The sequence below is a fragment of the Rheinheimera faecalis genome (assembly GCF_021290965.1).
Taxonomy (GTDB): Bacteria; Pseudomonadota; Gammaproteobacteria; order Enterobacterales; family Alteromonadaceae; genus Pararheinheimera; species Pararheinheimera faecalis.
In genome coordinates this window covers 1-25,544 of sequence record NZ_JAJOYT010000008.1, presented here as the reverse complement: position 1 = coordinate 25,544, position 25,544 = coordinate 1, and the positions used below count along the sequence as shown (strand labels likewise).

The window sequence follows — 25,544 nt, the reverse complement described above, 5'->3', positions numbered from 1 at the left end:
TAGGTATAACTAGGGATAACCAAATAAGAACAGTCACTTAGAAGAGAAACAAATGGCAATTCAGCTCTCCCGTCCTGTAGCACTACTCTTTATTGTCCTGAGCTGTGCTGCATCAGCACAGACGGTGTTGTTAGAAAATATCACGCTGGTTGATGTAAAAAACTTAGAGCTGAAAGTGGGGCAAACTGTTGCGCTTGATGGTGACCGCATAAGCGCCATCTATGACACAGGCAGTAAAAAACGTCCGGCTGACAGCACTGCGCTGGATATGAAAGGTTTGTATCTGCTGCCGGGGCTTATTGATGCTCATGTGCATCATGCGACTGAACCTGAAGGGGGCGATAACGCTACTGTCACACAGCAAAGACTCAGCGCTTTGTTAAGAGGTGGTGTCACCACAGTGCGGGATATGGGTGGTGATGTGAGAGTGTTGACAGGGCTTAAACGTCAGGCCGAACTGGATTTAATTCAGTCGCCTGATATTTATTATTCGGTCATTATTGGCGGACCTGAATTTTTCAGTGATCCACGCACTGTAGCCTCTGCCCGTGGCAAAACCCCTGGCGATACCGACTGGATGCGTTCGGTGAATGCGCAGACCGACTTTGACGCACTCATGCTGCGCACTTTAGGAACCGGTGCTACTGGCATCAAAATTTACGCTAAAGTACCAGCTGAATTAATGCCAAAGCTTTCCGCCGCCGCAAAGAAACATGGCGTAAGAGTATGGGCTCATGCTTATGTAGGACCAGCTAAACCTGCAGATGCGGTGCAGGCCGGAGTTGAGGTGATTTCGCATGCGCCTGATTTAGCCGCTACTGTCATTTCATCCTATGAAAACTGGCGCCGTAAAGATTTACCTGTGTCAGACGATGTAAAAAAAGCCTCCTTTGACGGTGCTAATTACCTGCCATTGCTGACGCAAATGAAACAACAAGGCACCATGCTGGATGCCACTTTAACTATTTTCCACCAGTTACAACAACGTAACCTGAATGCGGCCACCATTTATCAGCATGGGGTTTTGTTAACCCGTTTGGCACATCAGCAAGGCATTAAAATTGTAGCGGGCACAGATTATTTAACTGATAAAGCCGGGCTTGATTACCCTATGGTGCACCAGGAAATGCAGTTGCTGGTTGAGCAAGCGGGGCTAACTCCGCTGGAGGCTATTCAGGCCGCGACTTTACATGGCGCAGAAGCTATTGGAATAGTGGATAAAGTAGGCAGCATAGAAGTTGGGAAAAAGGCCAACCTGATGATCCTGTCCGCTGATCCGACAAAAAGTATCAGCAATAGCCGTCAAATCAGCCATGTGATTAAAAATGGTCAGTTTGTATATCGTGGTGATGACAGTCGTTTACCCTTCAGCAGCGCTCGTGTAGTCAATGGGGTGTTGTATTTGTCAGGTCAATTGGGCAATTTCCCAGGCACTATGGCACTGAACGGGCAGACAATCGAAAGTCAGATGCAACAAGCAATGCAGAACATTGGTTCGGTGTTGCAAGAGCACAAGCTGGGTTTTGAAGCAGTGTTTAAATGTACTTTAATGCTGGCAGATATCAAAGAATGGCCAGCGGCCAACAAGGTCTATATTCAGTACTTTAAGGCGCCTTTACCGGCCAGAAGCGCTTTTGCTGCCAGCGGGTTGGCACTTGGGGCCAAAGTCGAAGTGGAATGTATGGCGCAGCTTTAATTTTGCTTACAAATATAAAACCATAACAGCTTCAGACGGCAGGCTGTTATGGCGTAGTATGCATTTGAAATGCATTCATTCAGGGAAAGCTTATGCCAGAGCAACAACGTCGTGAACAGTTACAGCAGGAATTCAAACGTACAGATGCAGTAGCACCAGGCATCGACCCTTTGCTTATTAAACATCAGAAAATGGCGATGAACCCCTTCCGGTTTCTACGGGGGAGTTCAGGGCTGTTTTATGCGGATATCAAAAATTCTGTGCTGAAATTGCCGGAACTCCTCACCACAAAAATTCCGCTGACGACAGTGATAGGGGATTGTTATTTATCTAACTTTGGCTTTTTTACCGAAGAAGGTTCGTCCGGTGACAGAGTCATTTTTGCACCTAATGACTTTGACGATGCCTGTGTTGGTCATGCGGTTTGGGACTGGAGCCGTTTCGCTGTCAGTATTTTATTGGCCGCGGATTATTGTCAGGGGGTAAAGCAACGGCGTTATGCCAATGAAGAAGGCCTCGCGTTGGATGGGGTGCAGGTCGTGACAGCAAAAGATGCAGTAGCGGCAGTGCGCTGTTTTTTAACGGCCTACACAAAACAATGTCAGTCTATCTTAGACGAGCCGGAGCTTCGATATTCAGTGCTGGATGATTTTCCGAAAAACCATGTATTAAAACCTGTGCTGAAAAAAGCCATTAAACGCTCTGCCAAAGGCGAAGACTTTTTACGCAAAAGCACGCTGGCCAAAGTAGCTGATTTAGCAGCGCGCCCTCTGACCTTTAAACAAGACCCTGTGAAATTCAGCCGCTTAAGCGAAGAGTTGTACAAAGAGGTGGAGTTCACTTTCCGGCCTTATGTCAGTGACGATATTTTAGATATTGTCACCCGCCAGGGCGCTGGAACCGGCTCGTTAAATATGCAGCGTTATTATTTGTTAGTAGGTCCAAAAGACATCCATTCAGAAGAAGATTTGGCTTTGTGCCACCTGATTGAAGCTAAACAACAACGTGATTCTGCACCTTTGTATTTTTTCCAGGATTTAAGCCCTATTAACCGTTTAAATGCCGCTCATTTAACGGTGGACTGTCAGCGGTTAATGCAGCGTCGTCCAGATCTGGTATTGGACGAACATTACTGGAATGGTGCTCATTATCTGGTGCGCTCACTGCATCACGCCAATGTGGATGTGGATCCTGAAGATGTATGTTTTGCTGAAAAAGCGCCGGGTGAAGAGCTGGCAGAATATGCAGAGGCCTGTGGTCGTACTTTGGCTTTATCACACAGCAGAGGCGACAGACGGTCATTGCGCTTTGAACAAGCCGTCGTGAAGTATTTACCTAAAGCTACCAATGAACTGGTACAGGCTTGTATTGATTATGCAGAGCAGCAAAAAACAGACTGTGAGTTGCTGGGACAATTGTTGGGTCAGAACTTAGGTTCTGACCCACAAATCGAAACGGCCTAAAGCTTTGGAAACTGTAGGGTCAGAGTCAAGACTCTGACCCTGGTGCTTAGCCTTTGCGGCTGCGAACCAAATACACCAAAGCAACCAGTACTAAAACCGACTGTAGAATGACACCCTGGGTATTAGGGTAGAAACCTAACCAGCTGATGGTCGGCAGGTTTAACTGACTAACCGATAAAGTACCAGCTTCTTGCAGTGCAGCTATGCCTTTGCCTGCCATGACGATGGCCAGAACCAGCATCAGCAGGGCTGTGCTGCCAAAAAAGGTTTTTAGCGGTAATTTCAATGCAAACTTAAAGACCGCAACACCTAAAATGGCCAGCAGTACCAGAGCTGCAGCTATACCAGCCACAAAGCTTTGCTGCGCCTGTTCGCCGCCCTGTAACCACAAGGCCTGATAAAACAGAATAGTTTCAAAGGCTTCACGGTATACCGCTAAAAACACCACCAGACCTAAACCAAAATAAGCGCCGCCTGATACTGCGTTTTGTACTTTGTTCTGAATAAAGTGGCTCCACTCTTTGGCGCTGGTTTTGCTGTGCATCCAGAATCCCATATAGAACAGAATAGCGGCTGCTATTAAGGCCGTGTAACCTTCTGTCAGCTCACGCGAAGCACCTGAGATATCAATCACGAAGCTTGAAACAAACCAAGTCACAACACCTAAAGCCAAAGCACCCACCCAGCCGATATGCACTGTGTGACGCAAAGCCGGTTTGTCAGTTTTTACTGCCACACTATAAATTGCAGCCACCACCAGTAAAGCTTCTAAACCTTCACGTAATAAAATCAGCAGCGCCGCTAAAAACACATTGATGCCACTCAATTGGGTTTCTGACAGTTCAGTTTGAGCTTGTTTTAACAAGGTCTGAATTTCAGCGATACGAGGTGCAACTGCATCTTTTTGTGCCGGATCTTTAAGTAACTGACGCAGGCCCATCATGCTGTGTTCGATTTGGTCACGCAGTTCTACATTGACTGTGCCCAACGGGTTTTCTACCAGTTCAAAACCATCCAGATAGGCAGAAACAGCTTGATCGTAAGCGGCTTGTGGGTTTTGCGCATACAAGTCCGCAGAAAGTTGTAATTTTTGCTGAGCTATTACCAGCGGATCTTTACTCTGTGCCTGGAAAAAACGCTCCGGGTTGCTTCGGAACAGGCTCATCAGCTCTGCACCAAAATCAGGATAAAGCTTGATCAAATCTTTTGGTGTCGCTGTTAATAAATCTTTTACTGCGCCGCTTTCAATCATGGCGTCCGGTACTTTGCTGGTATCCAAACCTTTACCTGCGATATGGCCGACATAAAATGCCAGGTCCCAACGGCTTTGTTCGTCCAAATGCGCAAAAGACGCCATGCCTGTGTCCGCAACACCTAAGGTTATCGTATTAAATAAACCATAAGCACTGCGGGCCTGATAACGTTCTACTTCATGGAAATTAGTAGGGCTTGGATCCATCTGAGCGCCGGCCGGGCCATCACCCATAGCTGTTGCGCCATGACAAGCTGCACAGTTGGTGGCGAATAATGCTTCACCGCGTTTTAAATCCGGGCTTTGTTTAGGTAGTGGAATCGAAGGCATGGCAGCAATGACGCTTTGACGCATCAGTGCTGTTAAGGCCTGAATGTCTTTTTCTGCAGCTTTATCAGCAATCAGTTGTTTTAACTGAGCAGATTGTTGCTGTAACTCTTGTGGTGCTGTAGTCACTTCTTCTGCTATTAAAGAAGAAAACTCCTGCATTTCGCCATATTCAGCGGAGCTTACAATCTTGCCATCGACCACTGCGGCACTGTAGTCAGCGCCTATATATTCAATGTATTGGATTAATTTATCTGAAGCTAAAGCTGGAAAAGCCAGTAATGCTATCAACGCCAGAACAACACGAAATGCCATAATTCACCTACTGTATAAGTACTCTAACAAGAATTATTCTCATTATACGGAGAGCTTACCAAAAAGCCTAGTCTCGTTTTTATTTGAACCAGATGATGGTGGGGAATGACAGTAGGTCATTGGCGCGGATTTTGTGAACTGAACTTAATCTAAAAAAAAGGGGCCTTGCGTTTAAGCAGGCCCCAACTTCATCCAGGTAGAAGAAAACTTAGAACTTTATTGAGTAACGCACAGTCCAGTGGCGCCCTAACCAGTCGTGCACTGAGCTGGCGTAACCATTGGTTGGAGACGAGGCGTAAGGTGGCTCTTTGTCGGTCAGGTTACGGATACTCAGTAACAGGCTTTGATTGTCGGTAATGTCATACCCCAGACTGGCGTTGTAGGTCAGCCATGAAGATACAGTGTCATTATCGAATTTAAAGTCACCATCACCTAAAGAGCTAATGTAATGTGCGCCTAAGCTTGCATTCCAGTTTTCTAAACGCCATTCAGTGCCGGCATCTGCGACAAATTCAGGACGGGCTGTTTCGGAGGCTCCACTTAGTTTTCCTAACAAATCTTCAGCAGGGCTATCTGCTGTGACCTGACGCTCATAAGATAAAGTGCGGGTACCGGCAATGTTGAACTTAAACTCACCCGCGTTTTGGGTCAGCAGTTTATAGTTCAGTTTAAAGTCGACACCATCCGTCTCCTGGCTACCCACATTAAAGAAGCCAGTGCGCAGGAAAACTAAATCGTTGCCGCCATCAATCACACAACCAAATTCACCATTTAAATCCGCTTCGTCACTGACCACTGGTGCCGTGCCTGCGATACAGGCGCGTAAGGTGGTGTTTGCATCCACATCTACAATGTCTTCGTGAGTGTATTTCCAATAATCGATGGTGAATTGTAAATCGTCAGTCAGGTTCCAGGAGGCACCAATATTGATGGCTTCTGAACTTTCAGCATCCAGGCCTTTGTTACCCAAGGTCTCCTGATCAAATTCCAGCTCGCCCGCTGTGCCACCAAAGTCGCCACAAAGTGCATTAAAAGGCTGATCAGCGCCACAGTCGATGTAGTTTGCCGTTAATGAAGTACCAGCTCCCAATTGTGATAGGGAAGGGGCGCGGAAACCTGTGCTCCATGAGGTCCGTAAAATAAGATCCTCAGTTGCGCGGTAACGCAGTGACAATTTCGGATTGATATCACCGCCAAAGTCGCTGTAGTGGTCGTAACGCAAAGCCGCAATAGCGTCTAACTTGTCCGTCAATGGGATATTAAACTCGTTGTAAAGTGCATATTGAGTGCGGTCTGCAGCTGCATCACTGGCGCCTAAACCAAAAATGCCATAACTTTTTGCCACTTCAGACGGACTGTCGGAGATTTCTTCACCACGGAATTCACCACCAAATACAGCGCTGATATCTTCAAACAAGGTACCTGAGAAGTTGAAATCTACCGAGTACACATCAGACTCACCGATACGCGGCGCTATTTCACGCAAACCTGCAATGACAGACTCTGAGTTATCGCGGCCAAGGTTAAATGGATTGAAGCTGCCATCTACCAGTGCATCTGCCACTTTATCTATGCCCATGTAACCTGAAACATGGGTAATTTCATTATCGGTTTTGCCATAGGTTGCAGCAGTTTCCCAGGACCAATCTCCCAGCTCGCCGCGTAAGCCTGCCAATAAACGGTAACTTTGGCTGTCATAATCCTGAATACGACGCTCAGGAAAACGGGAACGAATACGGATTTGATTGACTGCACCATCTTCGGCATCTATGTCTCTTGCCCATTGCGGCACAAAGCTGGCATTGCCTGGCACACGCGCATCAAAAGCCGCTGCTGAATCATAAGCAGAACCGGTATTTTGTTGCAGCATAGCTTCGGCAAAAAACTCACGATCATTGCCTAAACGGTAGATGTGATTGAGTGTGGCACCTACAGCTTTACTGTCTGGCTGGATAGCACGCTCGCTGACATAGTCGTACTGGCAGCGAGTGCCACCGTTGCTGGTTGCAGTGCCACACCATGGCTCGGCGTAATCGCTGCCGTCTATGGTGACACGGGTACTGGAGGTAAAAGTCACGTCTATAGGACGGTCTGTGTTAAAGAGCGCGTCTTTATCAAAGTAGTCAATCACCAGCGTGGTATTGCTGTTGTCCGTGCTAAATCCACCAGTGTACGTCAGGTTGTATTTGCGAAAGTCACTGCTGGCCGTGTCATCACCATAAGAGGCCGTGAGCTCTTGCCCTTCGTAGTCTTTACGCAAAATAAAGTTGATAACACCGGCTATAGCGTCTGAGCCGTATACCGAAGAGGCACCATCAGTCAGAATTTCAACCCGTTCCAGTGCCGACATAGGAATGGCATTGACGTTCACAAAAGAGTCAAAACCGTTGGTAAAGGAATCCACAGCCACGCGGCGACCGTTCACCAAAACCAAAGTCGAACTTGAACCTAAACCGCGTAAGCTGACGCCAGCAGCGCCCGCTGGTGTACCGTCATTACCTGCCACACCACCGTTTTCAGTGAAAGTACCAGCGCTTGATGCCTGGGGTAAATCACGTAAAAAAGCGCTGACACTGTCGTAACCTTTTTTTGCTAAATCATCCCGGCTAAAGATCTGTAGCGGGTTGGCGCCTTCCATATCCACACCCTTAAGGCGTGAACCTGTAACTTCAATTTTTTCGATCGTTGCTTCGTTTTGCTCTGTTGCTTCAGCCTGTTGTTGTGCATAAGCCTGCTGACTGCCAAACAAGGCAAACAGTGTGGCTAGTCCTACTTTACTAAGCTTCATTTTTGTATGATGTGACATAGTGCTTCCTCTGGTTTTGGTGTTGCCTGATGGCAATCTGTTTTTTTCGAATAAAAAAGGGCGTGCCAGAGCGAGAAGCGCAGCAAATTAAACAGCCACAGCAAAAATCAGACGGATCTAGGCCTGAGAGATGATGTCAGCATGCAAATAAGTGTGGTGTTAGTTGTAGCTGTAAAACACAGACAAACAGAACACACTTCTGGCTATGGCAGAAGCTGTTCTAATTATTGAACCACTCGGAAAGGTAATAGGTAGAGCAGTAGTAGCTGTTTGGGTTTGCAGCACAACGTTGCATTTTGCTCTCCTATAAATTGAGTAGTGTTGGTATGCCTCAAAATTGTCTGATCCTGCTATTGATGTCAAGCGCTTTTTTTAAGCAATGAGCAGTTACAGCATTTTGCACCTTTAAGGGGCGAAGTTTGTCTCTATTTTGCCTTTTTATTGTAAATGATATGTGATTTCTTCCGCTCGTCTGACCAGAATGGTGTTTTTATCTCTTGCTCGCTTGACAGTGTTTTTTTTCAAACGTACATTTCAAACAAGTGTTTTAATTTAGTCAGGGCTATGGTGAATAAAACAACAACTCAGGACAAAATTCTGGATGCAGCTGAGCAGCTTTTTGCGTCCACTGGTTTTGCTGACACCTCATTACGCCAAATCACCAGCATGGCTCAGGTGAATCTGGCGGCGGTGAACTATCATTTTGGCTCAAAAAAAGAGTTGATTCAGTCGGTATTGCAGCGATATTTGTCGGTGTTAATGCCACGTTTAGATCAGGAGTTTAGTCAGCTATTATCCAGTCAGAAGCAAAATGATTTAACGGCGGTGCTGTCGGTATTTATCAAACCGTTGCTGGAGCTGAATAAAGTGCAGCATCACGGCACCCGGATGTTTTTGCAGTTACTGGGGCGGGGTTATACCGATGTGCAAGGTCATTTGCGTTGGTTTTTCAACCATCATTATGGCCGTACTCTGGACAAATTTGTCTTGCTGGTGCAGCAGGCTTGTCCTGATTTACCCGCCAGTGAAATCTTCTGGCGCCTGCATTTTTCGCTCGGCACTGTGGTCTTTACCATGGCGTCGAATCAGGCGTTACAGGAAATTGCGGCAGCAGATTTTAACGAAAATGTAGAAATAGAAGGCGTGATCCACAGGCTAATCCCTTATTTAGCTGCTGGTATAGCGTCACCTTTAACTTTAGCAAGTCAAACTCACTAAATCCTCAAGGACCTTATTATGTCAATTCTGATCCTGCTGTTGGTTGTGTTGATTGTTGTGCTCGGTGTGGCAGACATTCGACGTAACCTGATCACCAAACCTGTGTTTGGCATCTTTAAGAAAATTTTACCGCCGCTGTCGGATACAGAACGTGAAGCTATGGAAGCAGGGGATGTCTGGTGGGATGGTGACTTGTTTCAGGGCAAACCAGACTGGAAAAAGCTGCATGCTATTCCTAAAGCTGAATTGTCTGCCGAAGAACAGGCTTTTATGGACAATGAAGTAGACACCCTGCTGAAGATGCTGGATGACTACAAAATTGTGCAGGAACAGCGCGATTTACCGCCTGAAGTCTGGCAATACATCAAGGACAACGGCTTTTTTGCGATGATTATTCCAAAAAGCTACGGTGGCCGCGAATTCTCTGCTATTGCCAACTCGACTATTGTATCGCGCATTGCAACGCGCAGCTTAACTGCTGCTGTGACTGTGATGGTGCCTAACTCTTTAGGCCCTGGCGAGCTTCTGATGCACTACGGTACACAGGAACAAAAAGACCGTTGGTTACCAGGCTTAGCCGCAGGTAAAGAAGTGCCTTGTTTTGCTTTAACAGGCCCGGAAGCGGGTTCTGATGCTGGTGGTATTCCTGATACGGGCGTGATTTGTAAAGGTCAGTTTGAAGGTCAGGAAGTCTTAGGTATCCGCCTGAACTGGGATAAGCGTTACATCACGCTGGCACCAGTGGCTACTGTATTAGGTCTGGCCTTTAAGCTGTATGACCCGGAAAATTTGCTGGGTGAAAAAACTGAGCTGGGTATTACTTGTGCTTTGATCCCAACCAGTCATGAAGGTGTTGAAATTGGCGATCGTCATTTCCCAATGAATATGGCCTTTATGAACGGTACCACCTACGGTAAAGATGTATTTATTCCTCTTGACTGGATTATCGGTGGTCCTGACTACGCAGGTCGCGGCTGGCGTATGCTGGTGGAGTGTTTATCAGCAGGTCGTGGTATTTCTTTGCCAGCTCTGGCGACAGCGACAGGCCATTTAGCTACCCGTATGACTGGCGCTTACTCTTATGTGCGTCAGCAGTTTGGTATGGCCATAGGTAAGTTTGAAGGTGTGCAGGAAAGTTTAGGCCGTATTGGTGCTTACACCTATAGCTTAGAAGCGATGCGTGTGATGACAGCTGGTGCTATCGACTTAAACCTGAGCCCTTCTGTAGTGACTGCTATTGCCAAGTATCATATGACAGAAATGTCCCGTACTTTGTTAAACGACGCTTTTGATATTCACTCAGGCCGCGCTATTCAGGTCGGTCCTAAAAACTATCTGGCGCACGGTTATATGGGCATTCCTATTTCTATCACGGTAGAAGGTGCGAATATTTTAACCCGTAACCTGATGATTTTTGGCCAGGGCGCAACCCGTTGCCATCCATATGTATTGCAGGAATTAGAAGCTGCGGCGAATCCAAATGCTGAAGAAGGCTTACAGCAATTCGACAGCCTGCTGATGAAGCACATAGGTTTTGCGTTGGGTAATACTTTTGGTGCGCTGTGGCAGGGTTTAACTTTAGGTCGTTTTAACTCAAGCCCTGTGTCTGGCGAGACTGCAAAATACTACAAGCAGTTAAGCCGCATGAGCCGTGCTTTGGCGTTAAGCGCTGATTTCTCCATGCTGATGTTAGGTGGTGATTTAAAACGTAAAGAAATGCTGTCTGCCCGTTTAGGCGACGTATTAAGCCACTTGTATATAGCTTCTGCCGTGCTGAAGTTTTATGAAGACAATGGCCGTCAGGTAGCAGATTTACCTTTCGTGCGTTACTCCATCGAGCGTAACCTGTTTGAGATTGGTAAAGCCTTTTCTGGTTTCTTCCAGAATTTCCCAAGTGCTGTGGTCGCGCGTTTACTAAAAACTCTGGTATTCCCATTTGGTATTGGCTACAAAATGCCAGCCGATGCGGTTACTCAGGAGATTTCAGACGCGCTGTTAAAACCAGGTGTGATTCGTGACCGTTTAACGCACTTATGTTTTATTGGTGAAGGCGATGAAGACCCAACAGGTTTAATGGAATCGGCATTTATTGCAGTGCATGAAGCTCAGCCTGTCATGAAAAAGATTTACGCCGCACAAAAACAAGCCACTCTGCCACGTAAAATTCCTATGGAGCAGTTGATTGCCAAAGCTCTGGAACTGAATGTGATTAACGCAGATGAAGCTAAGCAACTGGTTCGTATGAACGAACTGCGTTTTGCTTCTATCAGTGTGGATAGCTTTAAGCCTGGCGTATTATCAGATAACGCAATTTAAGTCGCTGTTTAAATAGAAAAAGCCAGGCATTAGCCTGGCTTTTTGCTTTCTGGTCGTCGGTATCTGATCCTTGAGTTTCGTTTCCGGTTGATTAGCGGCTTTGTTGAAAAAGTTCAGCCAAAGTGCAGGAGGCTCCTCTGGTTTTTAGTTGTGCCAGCAACAGCTGAGCGCAGGCAAAGGCATCGGATAAGGCATGATGTTCGGTCACTTCAGGCAATTGGTAACGGGCCAGGCAGGCAGGCAAACTCAATGAGTTTTGCGCAACGGGTCCACCTTTGAGCTGCATTTTGTAGAGTTCAAGTTTTAAAGTGTCGACAGCTTTAAAGGCTGGGGATCTGCCAAAGCAGTTCTGGCAGCTTTGTTTTAAGAAGTTAAGCTCAAGTGCGCTGTGATGCGACACCAGCACAGAACTTTTTAGCTCGTTAAGCAACAGGCTTAAGAAGTCCTCCAGCTCCAGGCCTTGTTGCACTTCGTTATTATGCAGACCATGGATCACCGCACTTTGGCCAACGGATGCCGGGCTTTTTACCAATAGGTACTGCGCCGAATTTAGATGAATTCTGCTGCCGGAGATTTTTACCCAACCTGCACTGACAATATGATGTTTTTTAGCATCCAGCCCTGTGGTTTCAAAGTCCAGTACTAAATAAGTGGCCTTACTGGCCAGACTTTGTTTATCCAGACTGTACTCATTTTCGTAGTCCAGCACCAATTGATGTACTGCCACTGGTTTTTTTAGCCAGTTCCACATTTAAATTTCCCGGCAAAAACGTTGTCTGAGTATTTGTTGCTCGTCACTTAATACAGCAAAAGCATCTTTTAACTGATGGCGTTGCAGCAAGCTCAGTTGGGCAGGGTCCAGCAAATTGGATAAGTGTCTGCCGCGTTTCAGATCTTGTGCCTGCAATTGCCAGCGCAGATTAGCCAATACGTCAAAAGCACCTTGTAAGTTCTGCTGCTGGCGCTGAGTCAGCACAGCCTGTTGCTGCAATAGAGCCAGGCGCTCTCTGGTGTTGACCGCATGAATGCCTGCAGATAAAGCATAAACCCGGACTAAATCTGTGATGAGGCTTACACCACGCTTTTTTAAATCCAGTCCTTTGCGCTGACGGCCATCTTGCTCCAGCAAAAAGTGTTTAAAAAATCCAAGTGGAGGCTGGCGCTCAGTAGCATTTTTAGCGAGCTGATATAAAAATAATTCGTTATTTTTGCAGCGTGCCAGCACGTCTTCCTGCAGCACGTTAAATAAGCCTTTACTGCCATGAACAAGGCGCATATCAAAAAAGATACTGCTGTTTAAAAGAGCTTGCGGGTCCGGCGTATTGAGCCATTTGGCAAAACGGCCTGACCAGCCTTTCAGGCTTAACCGCAATTCCGGGTTAGAGGCCATAATATGGCCCTCACAAAGCACCTGGCCTGAGGATGCCAAACCATGACAAACAATATCTGACAGTGCTGAAAAGTAATCAGCGACTGCACCACTGGGCTCTTTTTCCAGCAACAGGGCATTATCCTGATCGGCACTGGGTAACATATCGCGCCTGGCCTGAGAGCCGAACACCATCCAGCTATAGACACAAGGGGCAGGGCCTAGTTGTTGTTCTGCGATCTGTAACCAGCTTTGGGCTAAGGCATCCATAATGCTGGTGAGTACGCTGCTGACTTCATAAGAGGGGATTTGCTGCTCAGCCAGTTGTATTGCCAGTTGCTGCACTTGTGGAGTAATGGCATGCAAACCTTCAGCTTTATGCTGACGGTGAATATGGCTGATAAGAAATACCGGGTGTTCCTGCTGACTACGGATTAAATCCGTGGTGGTGAGCACTCCCACAGCTTTGCCTTGTTCTTCTACGGGTAAATGATGAATATTGTGTTGGCTCATCTGCTGTATGGCTTCAAACGCAAAGCGGTCGATTTCTATACTTTGAGGTGTTTTCGTCATTACCTGGGAGACCGTGGTTGACGCGGGCAAGTTTTTAGCCAGCACACGACTTCGCAAATCTCGGTCGGTCAGAATTCCTACCAGTTTTTCGTCTTTTTCAATTAATACACAAGAGACCCGTTGCTCTGTCATCAGCATGGCGGCGTGCTGTACTGTGCTGGAGCTTTCAATAGAGACTTTACGTCTGGTGACTAAATCGGCAACTTTTAAAGTCGAGGTTGTTTGTTGTTGACTGCTTTGATACAGATGCAAGCGGCGACTAAATAAGCGCTGGAAAAATAAATCAAAATTTTTGTATTGATGACGTAATTTATCAAAACTTTCCTGGGGTAAAAAATACACCAGCCCATCTTCTTCACATCGGATGGTGTCGGGGTCGGCAAGGCCTGTCAGCAGTAACTGATAACCATAAAAATCACCGCATTGTAAATGCGTGATGCGCTGCTGTTCGGTATGCAATGCAAATAAGCCTGAGCGTATCAACAGAAGTTGTGGTTCGGGTTGCAGTTCTTCACCTGCTGCCAGATAGAGCACAGTTAAATCCCTGCTCAGCGTTTCAAGCGCGTGAGGCGCTAAGTCGTCAAAAGGGGGCGTTTGCTGCAAAAAAGAAACAACTTCCTGAACCTGCATACAACCTTCCTGCTTTGTCAAAAAATAAGGCGTGTTACCACGCCTTATCAGGTCTGTTTTTTCTAGCCTAACTTAGTGAGACTGAGCTTCACCTGCACCTTTTGGAAAGCGGATTTGTTCAACAATATCCTGCACATCCTGCGGCACTTCTTTGGTGAATTTGCTGACGGCGTAAGCTACAACAAAGTTCACTACCATACCTACGGTACCTATACCCTCAGGAGAGATACCAAACAACCAGTTCTCAGGTTTGTTTTCAGCAAATGGGGTGATAAAAATACCCTTGAAGTACAGGATATAACCCACAGTGAAAATAATACCTGCCAACATACCGGCGATAGCACCTTCCTTATTCATTTTCTTGTAGAAAATACCAAGAATAATGGCAGGGAAGAAACTCGCCGCTGCTAAGCCGAAGGCAAAAGCCACCACCTCCGCAACAAAGCCTGGTGGGTTAATACCTAAGTAACCCGCCACTATGATGGCCACAGCCGCTGCCAATCGCGCAGCCAGCAATTCCTGCTTATCAGTAATTTTGGGCATCAGATTTCGTTTAAGTAAATCGTGCGAAATCGACGTCGAGATCACCAGTAACAAACCTGCAGCTGTAGATAAAGCTGCGGCTATACCACCAGCTGCGACCAGCGCAATCACCCAATCTGGCAACTGAGCTATTTCCGGGTTTGCTAACACCATGATGTCACGGTCAATGGTCATTTCGTTGCGCTCATCACCTGAGTAGAACATACGACCGTCGCCATTTTTATCTTCGTGTTTAATCAAGCCGGTTTTTTCCCAGTTTTTAATCCAGGTTGGAGCTTCTGCCACTAAAGTACCCTGAGCGTCAGGACCATTGATGGTGTCAATCATGTTGTAACGGGCAAAAGCACCAATGGCTGGAGCAGTTGTGTACAAAATGCTTATAAAAATCAAAGCCCAACCCGCTGAAATACGGGCATCTTTTACGCGTGGTACTGTAAAGAAACGAACAATAACGTGAGGTAAACCTGCTGTACCCACCATTAAGGCGGCGGTAATAGCGAAGATATCTGCTGTAGATTTAGTCCCTTCCGTATAAGCAGCAAAACCCAATTCAGCGGACAGTCCATCCAGTCGTTCAAGCAAGTGCATGCCTGAACCATCCAATAAAGTGGCACCTAAACCCGTTTGTGGTAATACATGACCTGTGATCATGATAGAGATAAAGATAGCCGGAACCATATAAGCAAAAATCAACACGCAGTATTGAGCTACCTGGGTGTAGGTAATACCTTTCATACCACCTAATACAGCGTAGAAAAATACCACTGCCATACCTATGATCACGCCGGTTGTGATATCCACTTCAAGGAAACGCGAGAACACCACACCAACACCACGCATCTGGCCTGCCACATAAGTGAAGGAGATTAAAATGGCACAAATAACAGCAACGGTACGTGCAGTTTGGGAGTAGTAACGATCCCCGATAAAGTCAGGCACAGTAAACTTACCAAACTTACGCAGGTAGGGGGCTAAACACAACGCCAGCAGCACATAACCGCCTGTCCAACCCATCAGGTAAACTGAACCGTCGTAGCCCATAAAAGAAATTAAACCGGCCATTGAAATAAATGACGCGGCAGACATCCAGTCAGCAGCAGTAGCCATACCGTTTGCTAAAGGCGATACACCGCCACCAGCTACGTAGAACTCTTGTGTTGAACCAGCGCGGGCCCAAATGGCTATGCCGATGTACAACGCAAAGGTTGCACCGACAATAATGTAGGTTAACGTCTGTAAATCCATCATCTACCCCTTAATCTTCGTGGACGTCGTATTTACGATCAAGCGCATTCATCTTGATCACGTAAATAAAGATCAGCAGAACGAAGGTGTAGATAGAGCCTTGCTGCGCGAACCAGAATCCGAGCTTAAAGCCAAAAAACTGCACCATATTTAATTGGTCTACAAATAAAATCCCAGCTGCGAAGGATACTGCAAACCAGACCGCCAGCAGTTTGAGCATCAGCGAGATATTCTCCCGCCAATAGGCTTTGGCTAATTCATTTGTTTGAAATGCCATCGTTGTCTTCCTCTTGTTGTTTTTTGTGGTTGTTATAGAAATTCTGTTGACTTGCATGCTTAATCTAGCAGCAGGTGCGGGAAGCGATAGCCCGACTTTAGTCGAAGCCGAAACGACAGAGCATTGACTTTCTGGCGCTTTCTGCCAAAAGTAACGTCAGAAATTAAAGGGGAGTGTGCTTTGTCAGCCTGGATAGTGGCCTTATTGGCCTTGTTGTACGTAGGTTTGCTGTTTTTTATTGCCAACTGGGGCGAACGCCATGCCGGTGATCAACTACTACGAAAGTATGGTGGCTTGCTCTATAGTCTGGCTTTGGCTGTGTATTGCACTTCCTGGACTTATTATGGCGCTGTAGGAACTGCTGTTACGCAGGGCTGGGATTATATTCCTATTTATCTTGGCCCTATTTTGGTATTCCTTTTTGCTCAGCCCTTCTTATTTAAGCTTTTGTATGTCGCCAAAAAACAAAACGTCGCCTCCATCACCGACTTTATCAGTGCCCGTTATGGCAAACGCAAAAATATTGCGTTGGTCACGGCCTTGCTGTGCTTAGTGGTTGTTATCCCTTATATCGCTTTGCAGCTCAAGGCTGTCGCTAGTTCGTATCAGGTATTGCTGGGGCATGACTTGTCCGATGAATCCTTGCCCTGGTGGCAAGATACGGCCTGGTTCAGTGCTATAGCGATGACAGTGTTTGCCATTTTATTTGGTACCCGCAAAGTTCAGTTGACGGAGCAAAACCGCGGCGTAATGGTGGCTATAGCTTTTGAATCTGTGGTGAAGCTATTTGCTCTGCTCTGTCTGGCTTTGATGGCCTATTGGTTGCTGTTACCGCAAGACATCGGTGTTAGTCAGTTTGTTGACCATGCCAGTCATTTGCAATACAGCACAGACCATAACAGCTGGTTGTCTTTTGCTGTAAAAACAGTGCTGGCGATGAGTGCTATTTTTTTGTTACCACGCCAGTTTCATGTGGCTTTTGTTGAGAATGTGGATCATCGGCATTTGCGTCATGCCAAACGCTGGTACAGCAGTTATTTGCTGTTAGTGACCTTGGTCGTGATCCCTATAGCATTAGCTGGCATGCATTTATTTCCAGGCCAAGAGCATCTGGCGGATAGTTTTGTGTTGCTGATCCCGGAAAAGTCCGGTTGGCATACTTTAAGTGTGCTGGTGTTTATTGGTGGTTTTTCCGCCGCGACTTCAATGATTATTATCTCTACTCTGGCGTTAAGTACCATGATCAGTAATGACGTGGTGATGCCCACTATTTTACGCCGGCCTGGTCATGGTCAGCGCATCAAAGACTACAGCAGCCTGATTTTGCTGGTACGCCGCACCATGATTATTACGGTCATGCTGCTCTCTTATGGTTACTACGCATTGTTTGCCCGTAATTACGAGCTGGCTGAAACAGGTCTTTTGGCTTTTGCCTTGGCTATTCAACTGGCCCCTGCTGTAGTGGGGGGCTTGTATTGGCGTCACGGTAATGCTTTTGGTGTCTACGCAGGCCTTGCCGTTGGTTTTACCTTGTGGTTTTTCTGTCTGATGGTGCCGCAGTTGGCTGCAGTAGGAGTTCTGGAGCCTACTCTGTTGCAACAGGGGTTATTTGGTATTGAAGCTCTGAAGCCTACGTCACTTTTTGGCGTGCAACTTGATACTTTAAGTCATGGCGTGATCTGGTCTTTGGGACTAAATCTGAGTTGTTATCTGCTGTTTTCCTTGCTGGTCAAAGTGAATTTAAAAGATCGCTTGCAAGCGGCGGCTTTTGTCAAACCCACTTTGCCACTAGAGCACAAAGAGGCACCAGCGCGACGGGGTCGGGTGCGTCGGACTGATATTACCATGCTGTTGGAGCGTTTTATTGGCGCGCAGCGCTGTAACGAAGCCATGGCTGAATTTCAGCGCCGCTTCCCCGATCTGGATTTACAGGACAGCATTGCAGGGCCAGAGCTTATCGCTTTTGTTGAGCGGGAGCTTGCCGGTGTCATAGGCGCAGCTTCGGCCTTGGCTGTGGTGAGCGCTGCAACGGAAGGCAGGCAACTGGAACTTGAAGATGTCGTGACCTTGTTTGACGATACCACCCAGGCTATCCAGTTTTCCCGCAAAATTTTGTTTTCGACATTAGAGCACTTAAGTCAGGGCGTCAGTGTAGTAGACCGTGATTTAAAACTAGTCGCCTGGAACAAGGCGTACCTGCAAATGTTTGATTACCCTGATGGCATGATCCGAATTGGTCGTCCTGTCGCGGATATAGTGCGCTTTAATGCTGAGCGTGGACTTTTTGGTGAAGGTGCTCCGGAAGAGCATGTCGCCAAACGTATTAATCATATGCAAAACGGCACCTCGCATGTATTTCAACGGGTAAGACCGGATGGCACTGTGATAGAAATGCGCGGTAATCCTATTCCTGGTGGTGGTTTTGTTACCAGTTTTACTGATATTACTGAACATGTGCGCGCAGTGCAGCAACTGGCTGAAGCCAAACAACATCTGGAACAGCGGGTGCAGGAACGCACCCACAGAATCAGTGAAATGAATCAGGAATTAGTGGAAGAGGTCGCACGACGCAGCACCACTGAGTTACAACTGCTACAAGCCAAAGCTGAAGCTGAAGCCGCGAACTCGTCTAAAACCCGCTTTTTGGCGCTGGCCAGTCACGATATTTTGCAGCCTTTAAATGCCGCCAGACTATTTACCGCTGCTTTACAGGATCAGACACCACAAGTGAGTCAGCAAAAAATTATTCACCAATTGGATAACTCCCTCAAAGCAACGGAGGAGTTGATTGCCACCTTACTGGATATTGCCCGCCTGGATGATGGCCGCTTGCAACCTAAAACTCAGGCGTTATCGGTTAGTGGGATCCTCCAGCCGTTATCTGATGAATTCAGACTGCTGGCGGAACAAAAGCAGCTCAGGTTGCGCACTCACTTTGGCGACTGGCAAGTGCAGACTGATGGCACTTACCTGCGCCGTATTCTGCAAAACATTTTAAGTAATGCGATTAAATACACTCCTTCCGGTCAGGTGCTTGTCTCCTGTCGTAAGAGAGGCAATCGGTTGTTGATGCAGGTGTGGGATACAGGCCCTGGTGTGGCAGAACACGAGCTTAAACGTATTTTTGATGATTTTTACCGGGTTGACAGCACTGCCCGTGGTCAGCAAGGGGTCGGATTAGGTTTGGCTGTTGTACAACGTATGGCTCGTTTGCTTGGACACCAACTGGAAGTCCGGTCTGTAGTTGGTAAAGGTACTGTGTTCAGTCTGTATTTACCTCTGGCAGCAGAGCAGGCTGTGGACGATCAAAAAACAATGTTGGAAAGCCAGAGTTCGGCGTTGCCGCAATGGCAGGTCCTTTGTGTGGACGATGACAGCTCTAACCTGGCTGCGCTTCGGATATTGCTGGAGCAATGGCAATTGGGTGAAGTGAAAAGTTATGTGTACGCTGAGCAGCTGCTACAGCATGCTGAGACTATGAACAAACCGGACCTGCTTATTCTGGATTATCAGTTGGGCCAGGGGCTCAATGGATTAGAGTTGTATCAGCAGTTACAACAGTACTGGGGTAATGTGCCTGGTATTTTAGTCTCAGCTGCCCCTGAACCTGATTTAGCTCAGCGCGCCAAAGCGGTGGGTTTATTGTTTTTGGCTAAACCCATTAAACCTGCGGCGCTGCGGGCAGGTATTAATCATTTAAAAAATCAGCGTTCGTAACGCATAGTCTGGCTGCTTTGGCGTTGCTGTGGTTAAATGCCTGACATATGAAAATTGTTAGCAAAGGAGGGCTGAATGCTGGCCAAGTTGGAAGAGCGGGTTTTTTTAGCCATGTTGATTATTGTCACCCTGGCTTTTGGTTTTGTGCTGGAACCTTTTTGGGGCTGTATTTTCTGGGCGTGCGCCATCACCGTCATTTTTTATCCTGTCCATATCAAAATTAAGCGCCGTATTGGTAATAAACCCAATAGAGCGGCTTTATTAACTTTGCTGCTCTGTGTGCTGATGGTGATATTGCCCGTGCTTGCCATTGGTGCCGCCTTTATTCAGGAAGGGATCTCTTTTTACGACAAAATCGAAAAGGGTGAAATTAACCCTGACGGTTTTATCGAAGCCATACGACAAGCATTTCCTGTTGTCACTGAGTTTTTAGGCCGCTTTGGTATTCAAACCGATGGACTACGTGAAAAATTATCATCCGGTGCTGTTGAGGCCAGCCGCTTATTAGCCAAAGAAGCCCTGTCGATTGGACAAAATACCTTCGGCTTTATCCTGAGCTTATGTCTGATGCTGTACTTAACTTTTTTCTTATTGCGTGAAGGCCCGCGGTTAGTCGAGTTAATGATCAAGGCTTTGCCTCTGGGTGATCAGCGTGAGCGGATACTTTTTGCCAAGTTTGCTGAGGTTACCCGGGCGACCATTAAAGGTAATCTGGTAGTTGCGGTAGTACAGGGCGCTTTGGGTGGCTTAATTTTCTGGTTGCTGGGTTTGCCGGCCCCTATTTTATGGGGCGTGGTGATGGCATTTTTATCCTTATTGCCTGCAGTGGGCGCTGCATTAGTCTGGTTGCCAGTGTCCTTGTATTGGTATGCCACTGGTGATTGGGTGATTGCTACTATTTTGGTGGCTTACGGTGCTTTGGTGATTGGTTTGGCCGACAATATACTGCGTCCATTACTGGTAGGGCGTGATACCAAGTTACCGGATTATCTGGTGTTGTTTTCCACTTTAGGTGGCATTACCTTGATGGGTATTAATGGTTTTGTGTTAGGCCCTATGGTGGCAGCGCTGTTTTTAGTGTTCTGGCAAATATTTATCGATGAGTTCCAACAGCCCCAAAATAAGAATAGTAAGCCTGAGTAATCAGGCCTGCTGTTCTTCTTAGTGTGCGACCAGCGTCTTGTCAGCCGGAGCTTCGAGTTGCAGACGCTGAGCCTGGATCACCACCTGCGTTCTGTTGGTGACCCCAAGCTTGCGAAAAATCGCCGTGATATGAGCTTTTACCGTCGCTTCGGAGATATGTAAGTCGTAAGCGATTTGTTTATTTAACCAGCCCTCAGTCAAATAAAACAAGACTTTATATTGCTGCGGAGTCAGTTCTGCCACTTTGCTGGCGAGATCTAAATCCGGCTGGTGTTGATGTTGATTCATAACCTGACTGCGGATCGCTGGCGGTACCCAAAGCTCTCCATCTATCACTGCGCTTAAGGCTTTGCCAATTTCTGCAGGATGGGCTGATTTTGGAATAAAAGCTGATGCTCCAAACGCCATAACACGTTTAATCACATCCACGTCATCACTGGCAGAAATCACCACTATAGGAAGTGTTGGGTACTGCTTGCGCAGTTGAATAAGCCCTAAAAAACCGCAGTTACCAGGCATATGCAAATCCAGCAGCAATAAGTCTGCATCAGGATGCTCCAGCAGTGCTTCACAGGTCGCCTCAAAGCTGTCAGTTTCTATAGTGGCTTTGGTCACAAAGGTATTACTGATCGCATGGATCAGCGCGTTTCGAAATAGTGGATGGTCATCTGCGACAATTAACTTTGCCATATAAACTCCTAACCCGGCCTCTGTTATACGAACAGAGGCCGGGTTCAGCTAAAGTGTTGTTGCTATTAATTAAACATTAGCAACTTATTGTCAACAGATTAGCGGTTTAATCTGTTTTGGATCAAGTTCTCTACAACGGACGGATCCGCCAGAGTAGAAATATCTCCTAATTGATCGTATTCATTGGCGGCAATTTTGCGCAGAATACGACGCATAATTTTACCTGAACGGGTTTTAGGTAAGCTGGGTGTCCACTGAATAATATCCGGCGCAGCAATAGGGGAGATTTCACGACGTACCCAGTCACGCACAGCTTTAGTCAGCTCATCACTTGGCTCTACACCCACACGAGGAGCAATAAAGACATAGATGCCTTGACCTTTAATATCGTGCGGATAACCCACCACAGCGGCTTCGGCAATCGCATCATGCGCTACCAGACAGCTTTCTATTTCAGCCGTGCCTAAACGGTGGCCGGAGATATTTAACACGTCATCGACACGACCTGTCAGCCAGTAATAACCGTCTTCATCGCGTTTCGCGCCATCACCGGTAAAGTACATGCCCTTATAGGTGCTGAAATAAGTTTGTTCAAAACGTTCATGATCACCAAAGACAGAACGCATTTGGCCTGGCCAACTGTCGAGGATCACTAAGTTACCTTCGGCTACGCCATCAACCAGTTCACCTTCATTGGTGACGATAGCAGGTTTTACGCCAAAAAATGGTCGCGTGGCAGAACCTGGTTTTAAAGCTGTTGCGCCAGGTAAAGGCGTAATTAAAATACCGCCTGTTTCTGTTTGCCACCAGGTATCAACAATAGGGCAGTTGCCTTTGCCGTAACTCTGATGATACCAGTTCCATGCTTCAGGGTTAATAGGTTCACCTACACTGCCCAAAATAGTCAGCGAGGATAAATCGGCACCATCGACTGCCACAGTGCCATGCGCCATTAAAGCGCGGATTGCTGTTGGTGCTGTATACAAAATATTGACTTTGTATTTATCGACCACCTGAGCAATACGTTTTACGCTTGGATAAGTAGGTACGCCTTCAAACAAAATACTGGTCGCGCCATTCGCCAACGGGCCATAGACTATATAAGTATGGCCTGTGACCCAGCCGATGTCGGCGGCACACCAGTAAATATCACCTTCTTTATAGTCAAACACATACTGGTGCGTCATCGAAGCCCACACCATATAGCCACCTGTGGTATGCAGCACACCTTTAGGTTTGCCGGTTGAACCCGAGGTATAAAGGATAAACAGCGGATCCTCAGCATTCATCACTTCAGGTTCACAGTGTTTTGGCTCTTTCGCCAGAATTTCGTGATACCACTGATCGCGGCCTTGGTGAAAATCGATACTCTCACCCACATGTTTGACCACAATGACATGCTTAGCCGGATTCGCATCACCCAAATGGGCTAAAGCCTGATCGGTGTTGTCTTTTAAATAAGTGAGGCGACTGCCACGGGCAGCCTGATCTGAGGTGATCACCAGTTTGGAATCACAATCCTGAATGCGGCTACCTAATGCATCGGGTGAAAAGCCGGCAAATACGACTGAGTGTATAGCACCAATGCGGGCACAGGCTAACAAGGATACGACAGCTGCTGGGATCATAGGTAAGTAGATAGTTACACGATCGCCTTTGCCCACTCCTAAAGTGCGCATGGCATTGGCCAACTGACAAACTTCGTCATAGAGCTCCTGGTAAGTAACAGCTTTCTGTACGCCAGGCTCATCACCTTCCCAATAATAAGCCACATGGTTGGCTTTGGCTGGTAAGTGGCGATCCAGGCAGTTATAACTGGCGTTTAAGCTGCCGTCGCTAAACCAGTTCACATGCACATTACCTAAATCAAAACTGGTATCTTTTACCTTGGTAAAAGGCGTAAACCAGCTGATGCGTTTGCCATGCTCTGCCCAAAATTTTTCAGGTTGCTTCACTGACTCTTCATACATCGCCAGATACTGCTCGTTGGTCACCAAAGTTTTGGCTTTGGTGTGCTCTGGTACCGGATAAAGCTGGGCGTGACTCATTTTTAATTTTCCCCTGTCTTGTAGGCTCGATGGCTTAGTCCAATAGCGACTACCACCTGTTATGGCTGTGTTTGTTCTACCTTTTTTAAGGTGCTAACAACATTAGACCTTAGTCTAGCCAATCCAGCCATCGCCGTCTGCGTTACCACTGAATAAAAAACAATCTGCGACTAAAGGCTAATTGTCGCTTTGCCAAAAGCGAACCAAAGTTGAGTCGTGGTACAGACAATAACAACATTTTAACTTGGACCAGGAGAAAACAATGCTGACGAAAAAACCTCTTGCCAGCTTAGTGGCTTTAGCCGTTGCAGGACTATGCGGACAGGCTCAGGCTGCAGTCACCTTTGGTGATACTGAATTGACTTACGGTGGTTACATAAAACTGGATACGATGTGGACTGATACCTCAGATGGTCAGATCCCTACAGGTATTGGTCGCGATTTTTATGTGCCAAGCCTGACCCCTGTTGGTGGTGAAGGTGAATCCGCTACCTTTGATGCCCATGCCCGCCAATCACGCTTCTTCTTTAAGACAGCGACAGCACTCGACAATGGCAAAAAGATAAACGGTACTATTGAGTTTGACATGATGGCAACACCTGATGGTGATGAACGTGTCACCAACGGTTATAGCCCTGAAATTCGCCATGCGTTTTTGACCTATGACAACTGGCTGATGGGTCAAACCTGGTCCACTTTTATGGACGTAGCTTCATTACCTGATAGCCTCGATTTTATCGGTAACACAGACGGTGCTATTTTCGTGCGACAAGCTCAGGTGCGTTATACCAATGGTGGTTGGCAAGTCGCATTGGAGAACCCTGAAACGACAGTGACGCCAAATACGGGTGGTGCCCGTATTGTCACTGACGATAATTCGGTTCCTGATGTGGTGGTTAAATACAACCATACTGCGTCCTGGGGTTCTTTGGCTTTTGCTGTGATGGCGCGTCAGCTTTCTATTGAATCTGCCACACTGGATGACACAACTAATGGTTATGCGGCGTCTTTTTCCGGTAAGTACAATGTTTCAGCCACTGACGATATACGTTTCACCGTAAACAGCGGGGAAGGTATTGGTCGTTACATTGGTCTGAACGCAACAAATGATGCGGTAATTGATGCGACTGGCCAGCTCGAGGCTATTCAAGCCACGGGCTATGCGCTGGCGTATAAACACAGTTGGGATAATAAATGGCGTTCGAGCTTTATTTATTCTGCTTTAGATATAGATAATGATGCCGAACTGACAGGTCTTGCCGTCACTGACAGCACTAGTAGTTATGCGGTTAACCTGATTTATCAGGCTGCCAGTAAGTTGATGTTTGGTGTTGAAGTGCGTCATGCAACCCGGGAAGTACTATCTGGAGCTGAAGGCGATTTAAATCGCGTCCAGTTCAGCGCTAAATACGACTTCTAATTCATACCTTGTGTATCTGACTGGCGACTTAGGTCGCCAGTTGTATTTTGAAATGAACACATCCAGAACTAAGAACGCCTCGTAGAGTAATAAGGTAACTCAACGGAGAGACGTTCTATGCACAGACTTGAACATTTAAACCGGCAAGACGTGGTGATTAGCGAGTTGGTGATCTATTCAGTTGAAATGGGGATCTATCTGGCACAGGTTAGCTACGATGACAGAGTTGGCTTTCTGGTGGATGCAGATAGCAGACCTCAACGTTTTTTAAGCGTCGAGCAAGTAAAGCAATCTTTAGCCGAAGCCACTATTAAAAAAGCCTGGTTACAGCATCAATCAGCGTACGATGAAATGATCGGTGGGCCGGAAAAGGTCGATAACAGCCTACGGATCCCTGTTTAAGGTAGAAAAGTCTCTTTTTTGCCCGTTTTGCTTTTTTTCTGAGCGAACGATCACGGATATCATCAAATTGTCATTTTAGGGGTTGTGCAGGATT

General features: G+C 46.8%; 16 protein-coding genes. 8 read left to right on the top strand and 8 right to left on the bottom strand.

All coding sequences use genetic code 11. The features are described from left to right. Positions 1 to 52: 52 nt before the first annotated feature. The gene (locus LSG34_RS14000; protein ID WP_233009714.1) at positions 53 to 1,696 is read left to right on the top strand and encodes an amidohydrolase family protein; all 1,644 of its coding nucleotides are present in this window, start codon (positions 53 to 55) and stop codon (positions 1,694 to 1,696) included. Positions 1,697 to 1,788: 92 nt separating this feature from the next. Continuing rightward, entirely contained in the window at positions 1,789 to 3,159 is a 1,371-nt protein-coding gene (locus LSG34_RS13995; protein ID WP_233009713.1) for a DUF2252 family protein, read from the top strand. 46 nt (positions 3,160 to 3,205) lie between these two features. Here the strand turns inward: LSG34_RS13995 and LSG34_RS13990 are convergent, their stop codons facing one another. Together LSG34_RS13990 and LSG34_RS13985 are read right to left on the bottom strand one after the other, a co-directional pair. Next, a complete protein-coding gene (locus tag LSG34_RS13990; protein ID WP_233009712.1) occupies positions 3,206 to 5,053 on the bottom strand; it encodes an FTR1 family protein in 1,848 nt (615 codons plus the stop codon). 208 nt (positions 5,054 to 5,261) lie between these two features. After that, a complete protein-coding gene (locus LSG34_RS13985; protein ID WP_233009711.1) occupies positions 5,262 to 7,859 on the bottom strand; it encodes a TonB-dependent receptor plug domain-containing protein in 2,598 nt (865 codons plus the stop codon). 564 nt (positions 7,860 to 8,423) lie between these two features. On the opposite strand from LSG34_RS13985, the gene LSG34_RS13980 reads away from it, so the two are divergent. Together LSG34_RS13980 and LSG34_RS13975 are read left to right on the top strand one after the other, a co-directional pair. After that, on the top strand, positions 8,424 to 9,077 hold the full coding sequence (locus LSG34_RS13980; RefSeq protein ID WP_233009710.1) for a TetR/AcrR family transcriptional regulator: 654 nt from the start codon (positions 8,424 to 8,426) through the stop codon (positions 9,075 to 9,077). A gap of 18 nt (positions 9,078 to 9,095) precedes the next feature. Continuing rightward, a complete protein-coding gene (locus LSG34_RS13975) occupies positions 9,096 to 11,393 on the top strand; it encodes an acyl-CoA dehydrogenase (RefSeq protein WP_233009709.1) in 2,298 nt (765 codons plus the stop codon). Between the two features lie 91 nt (positions 11,394 to 11,484). Here LSG34_RS13975 and LSG34_RS13970 read toward each other — a convergent pair whose 3' ends face one another. The 4 genes from LSG34_RS13970 to LSG34_RS13955 all read right to left on the bottom strand — a co-directional run bounded on the left by LSG34_RS13970 (position 11,485) and on the right by LSG34_RS13955 (position 16,030). Further along, positions 11,485 to 12,144 carry a 3'-5' exonuclease gene (locus LSG34_RS13970; RefSeq protein WP_233009708.1) on the bottom strand — a complete coding sequence of 220 codons (660 nt, stop codon included), beginning with the start codon at positions 12,142 to 12,144 and terminating at the stop codon, positions 11,485 to 11,487. Beyond that, complete coding sequence (locus tag LSG34_RS13965) at positions 12,145 to 13,965, bottom strand: putative nucleotidyltransferase substrate binding domain-containing protein (RefSeq protein WP_233009707.1); 1,821 nt, start codon at positions 13,963 to 13,965, stop codon at positions 12,145 to 12,147. 72 nt (positions 13,966 to 14,037) lie between these two features. Next, positions 14,038 to 15,753 (bottom strand): sodium:solute symporter family protein, encoded by a 1,716-nt coding sequence (locus LSG34_RS13960; RefSeq protein ID WP_233009706.1) that lies wholly within the window; start codon positions 15,751 to 15,753, stop codon positions 14,038 to 14,040. A gap of 10 nt (positions 15,754 to 15,763) precedes the next feature. Beyond that, on the bottom strand, positions 15,764 to 16,030 hold the full coding sequence (locus LSG34_RS13955) for a DUF4212 domain-containing protein (protein WP_233009705.1): 267 nt from the start codon (positions 16,028 to 16,030) through the stop codon (positions 15,764 to 15,766). A gap of 180 nt (positions 16,031 to 16,210) precedes the next feature. On the opposite strand from LSG34_RS13955, the gene LSG34_RS13950 reads away from it, so the two are divergent. Both LSG34_RS13950 and LSG34_RS13945 read left to right on the top strand, forming a co-directional pair. After that, positions 16,211 to 19,747 carry a PAS domain-containing hybrid sensor histidine kinase/response regulator gene (locus LSG34_RS13950; RefSeq protein ID WP_233009704.1) on the top strand — a complete coding sequence of 1,179 codons (3,537 nt, stop codon included), beginning with the start codon at positions 16,211 to 16,213 and terminating at the stop codon, positions 19,745 to 19,747. A gap of 75 nt (positions 19,748 to 19,822) precedes the next feature. Then, positions 19,823 to 20,890, top strand: coding sequence for an AI-2E family transporter (locus tag LSG34_RS13945; protein ID WP_233009703.1), 1,068 nt, complete (start codon positions 19,823 to 19,825; stop codon positions 20,888 to 20,890). A gap of 18 nt (positions 20,891 to 20,908) precedes the next feature. On the opposite strand, the gene LSG34_RS13940 is transcribed toward LSG34_RS13945, so the two are convergent. Both LSG34_RS13940 and acs read right to left on the bottom strand, forming a co-directional pair. After that, entirely contained in the window at positions 20,909 to 21,580 is a 672-nt protein-coding gene (locus LSG34_RS13940; protein ID WP_233009702.1) for a response regulator transcription factor, read from the bottom strand. Between the two features lie 98 nt (positions 21,581 to 21,678). After that, positions 21,679 to 23,628 (bottom strand): acetate--CoA ligase, encoded by a 1,950-nt coding sequence (gene acs / locus LSG34_RS13935; RefSeq protein ID WP_233009701.1) that lies wholly within the window; start codon positions 23,626 to 23,628, stop codon positions 21,679 to 21,681. A 262-nt stretch (positions 23,629 to 23,890) separates the two neighbouring features. On the opposite strand from acs, the gene LSG34_RS13930 reads away from it, so the two are divergent. Next, a complete protein-coding gene (locus LSG34_RS13930; protein WP_233009700.1) occupies positions 23,891 to 25,048 on the top strand; it encodes a DcaP family trimeric outer membrane transporter in 1,158 nt (385 codons plus the stop codon). A gap of 117 nt (positions 25,049 to 25,165) precedes the next feature. Then, positions 25,166 to 25,450 (top strand): DUF6482 family protein, encoded by a 285-nt coding sequence (locus LSG34_RS13925; protein WP_233009699.1) that lies wholly within the window; start codon positions 25,166 to 25,168, stop codon positions 25,448 to 25,450. Positions 25,451 to 25,544: the final 94 nt, after the last annotated feature.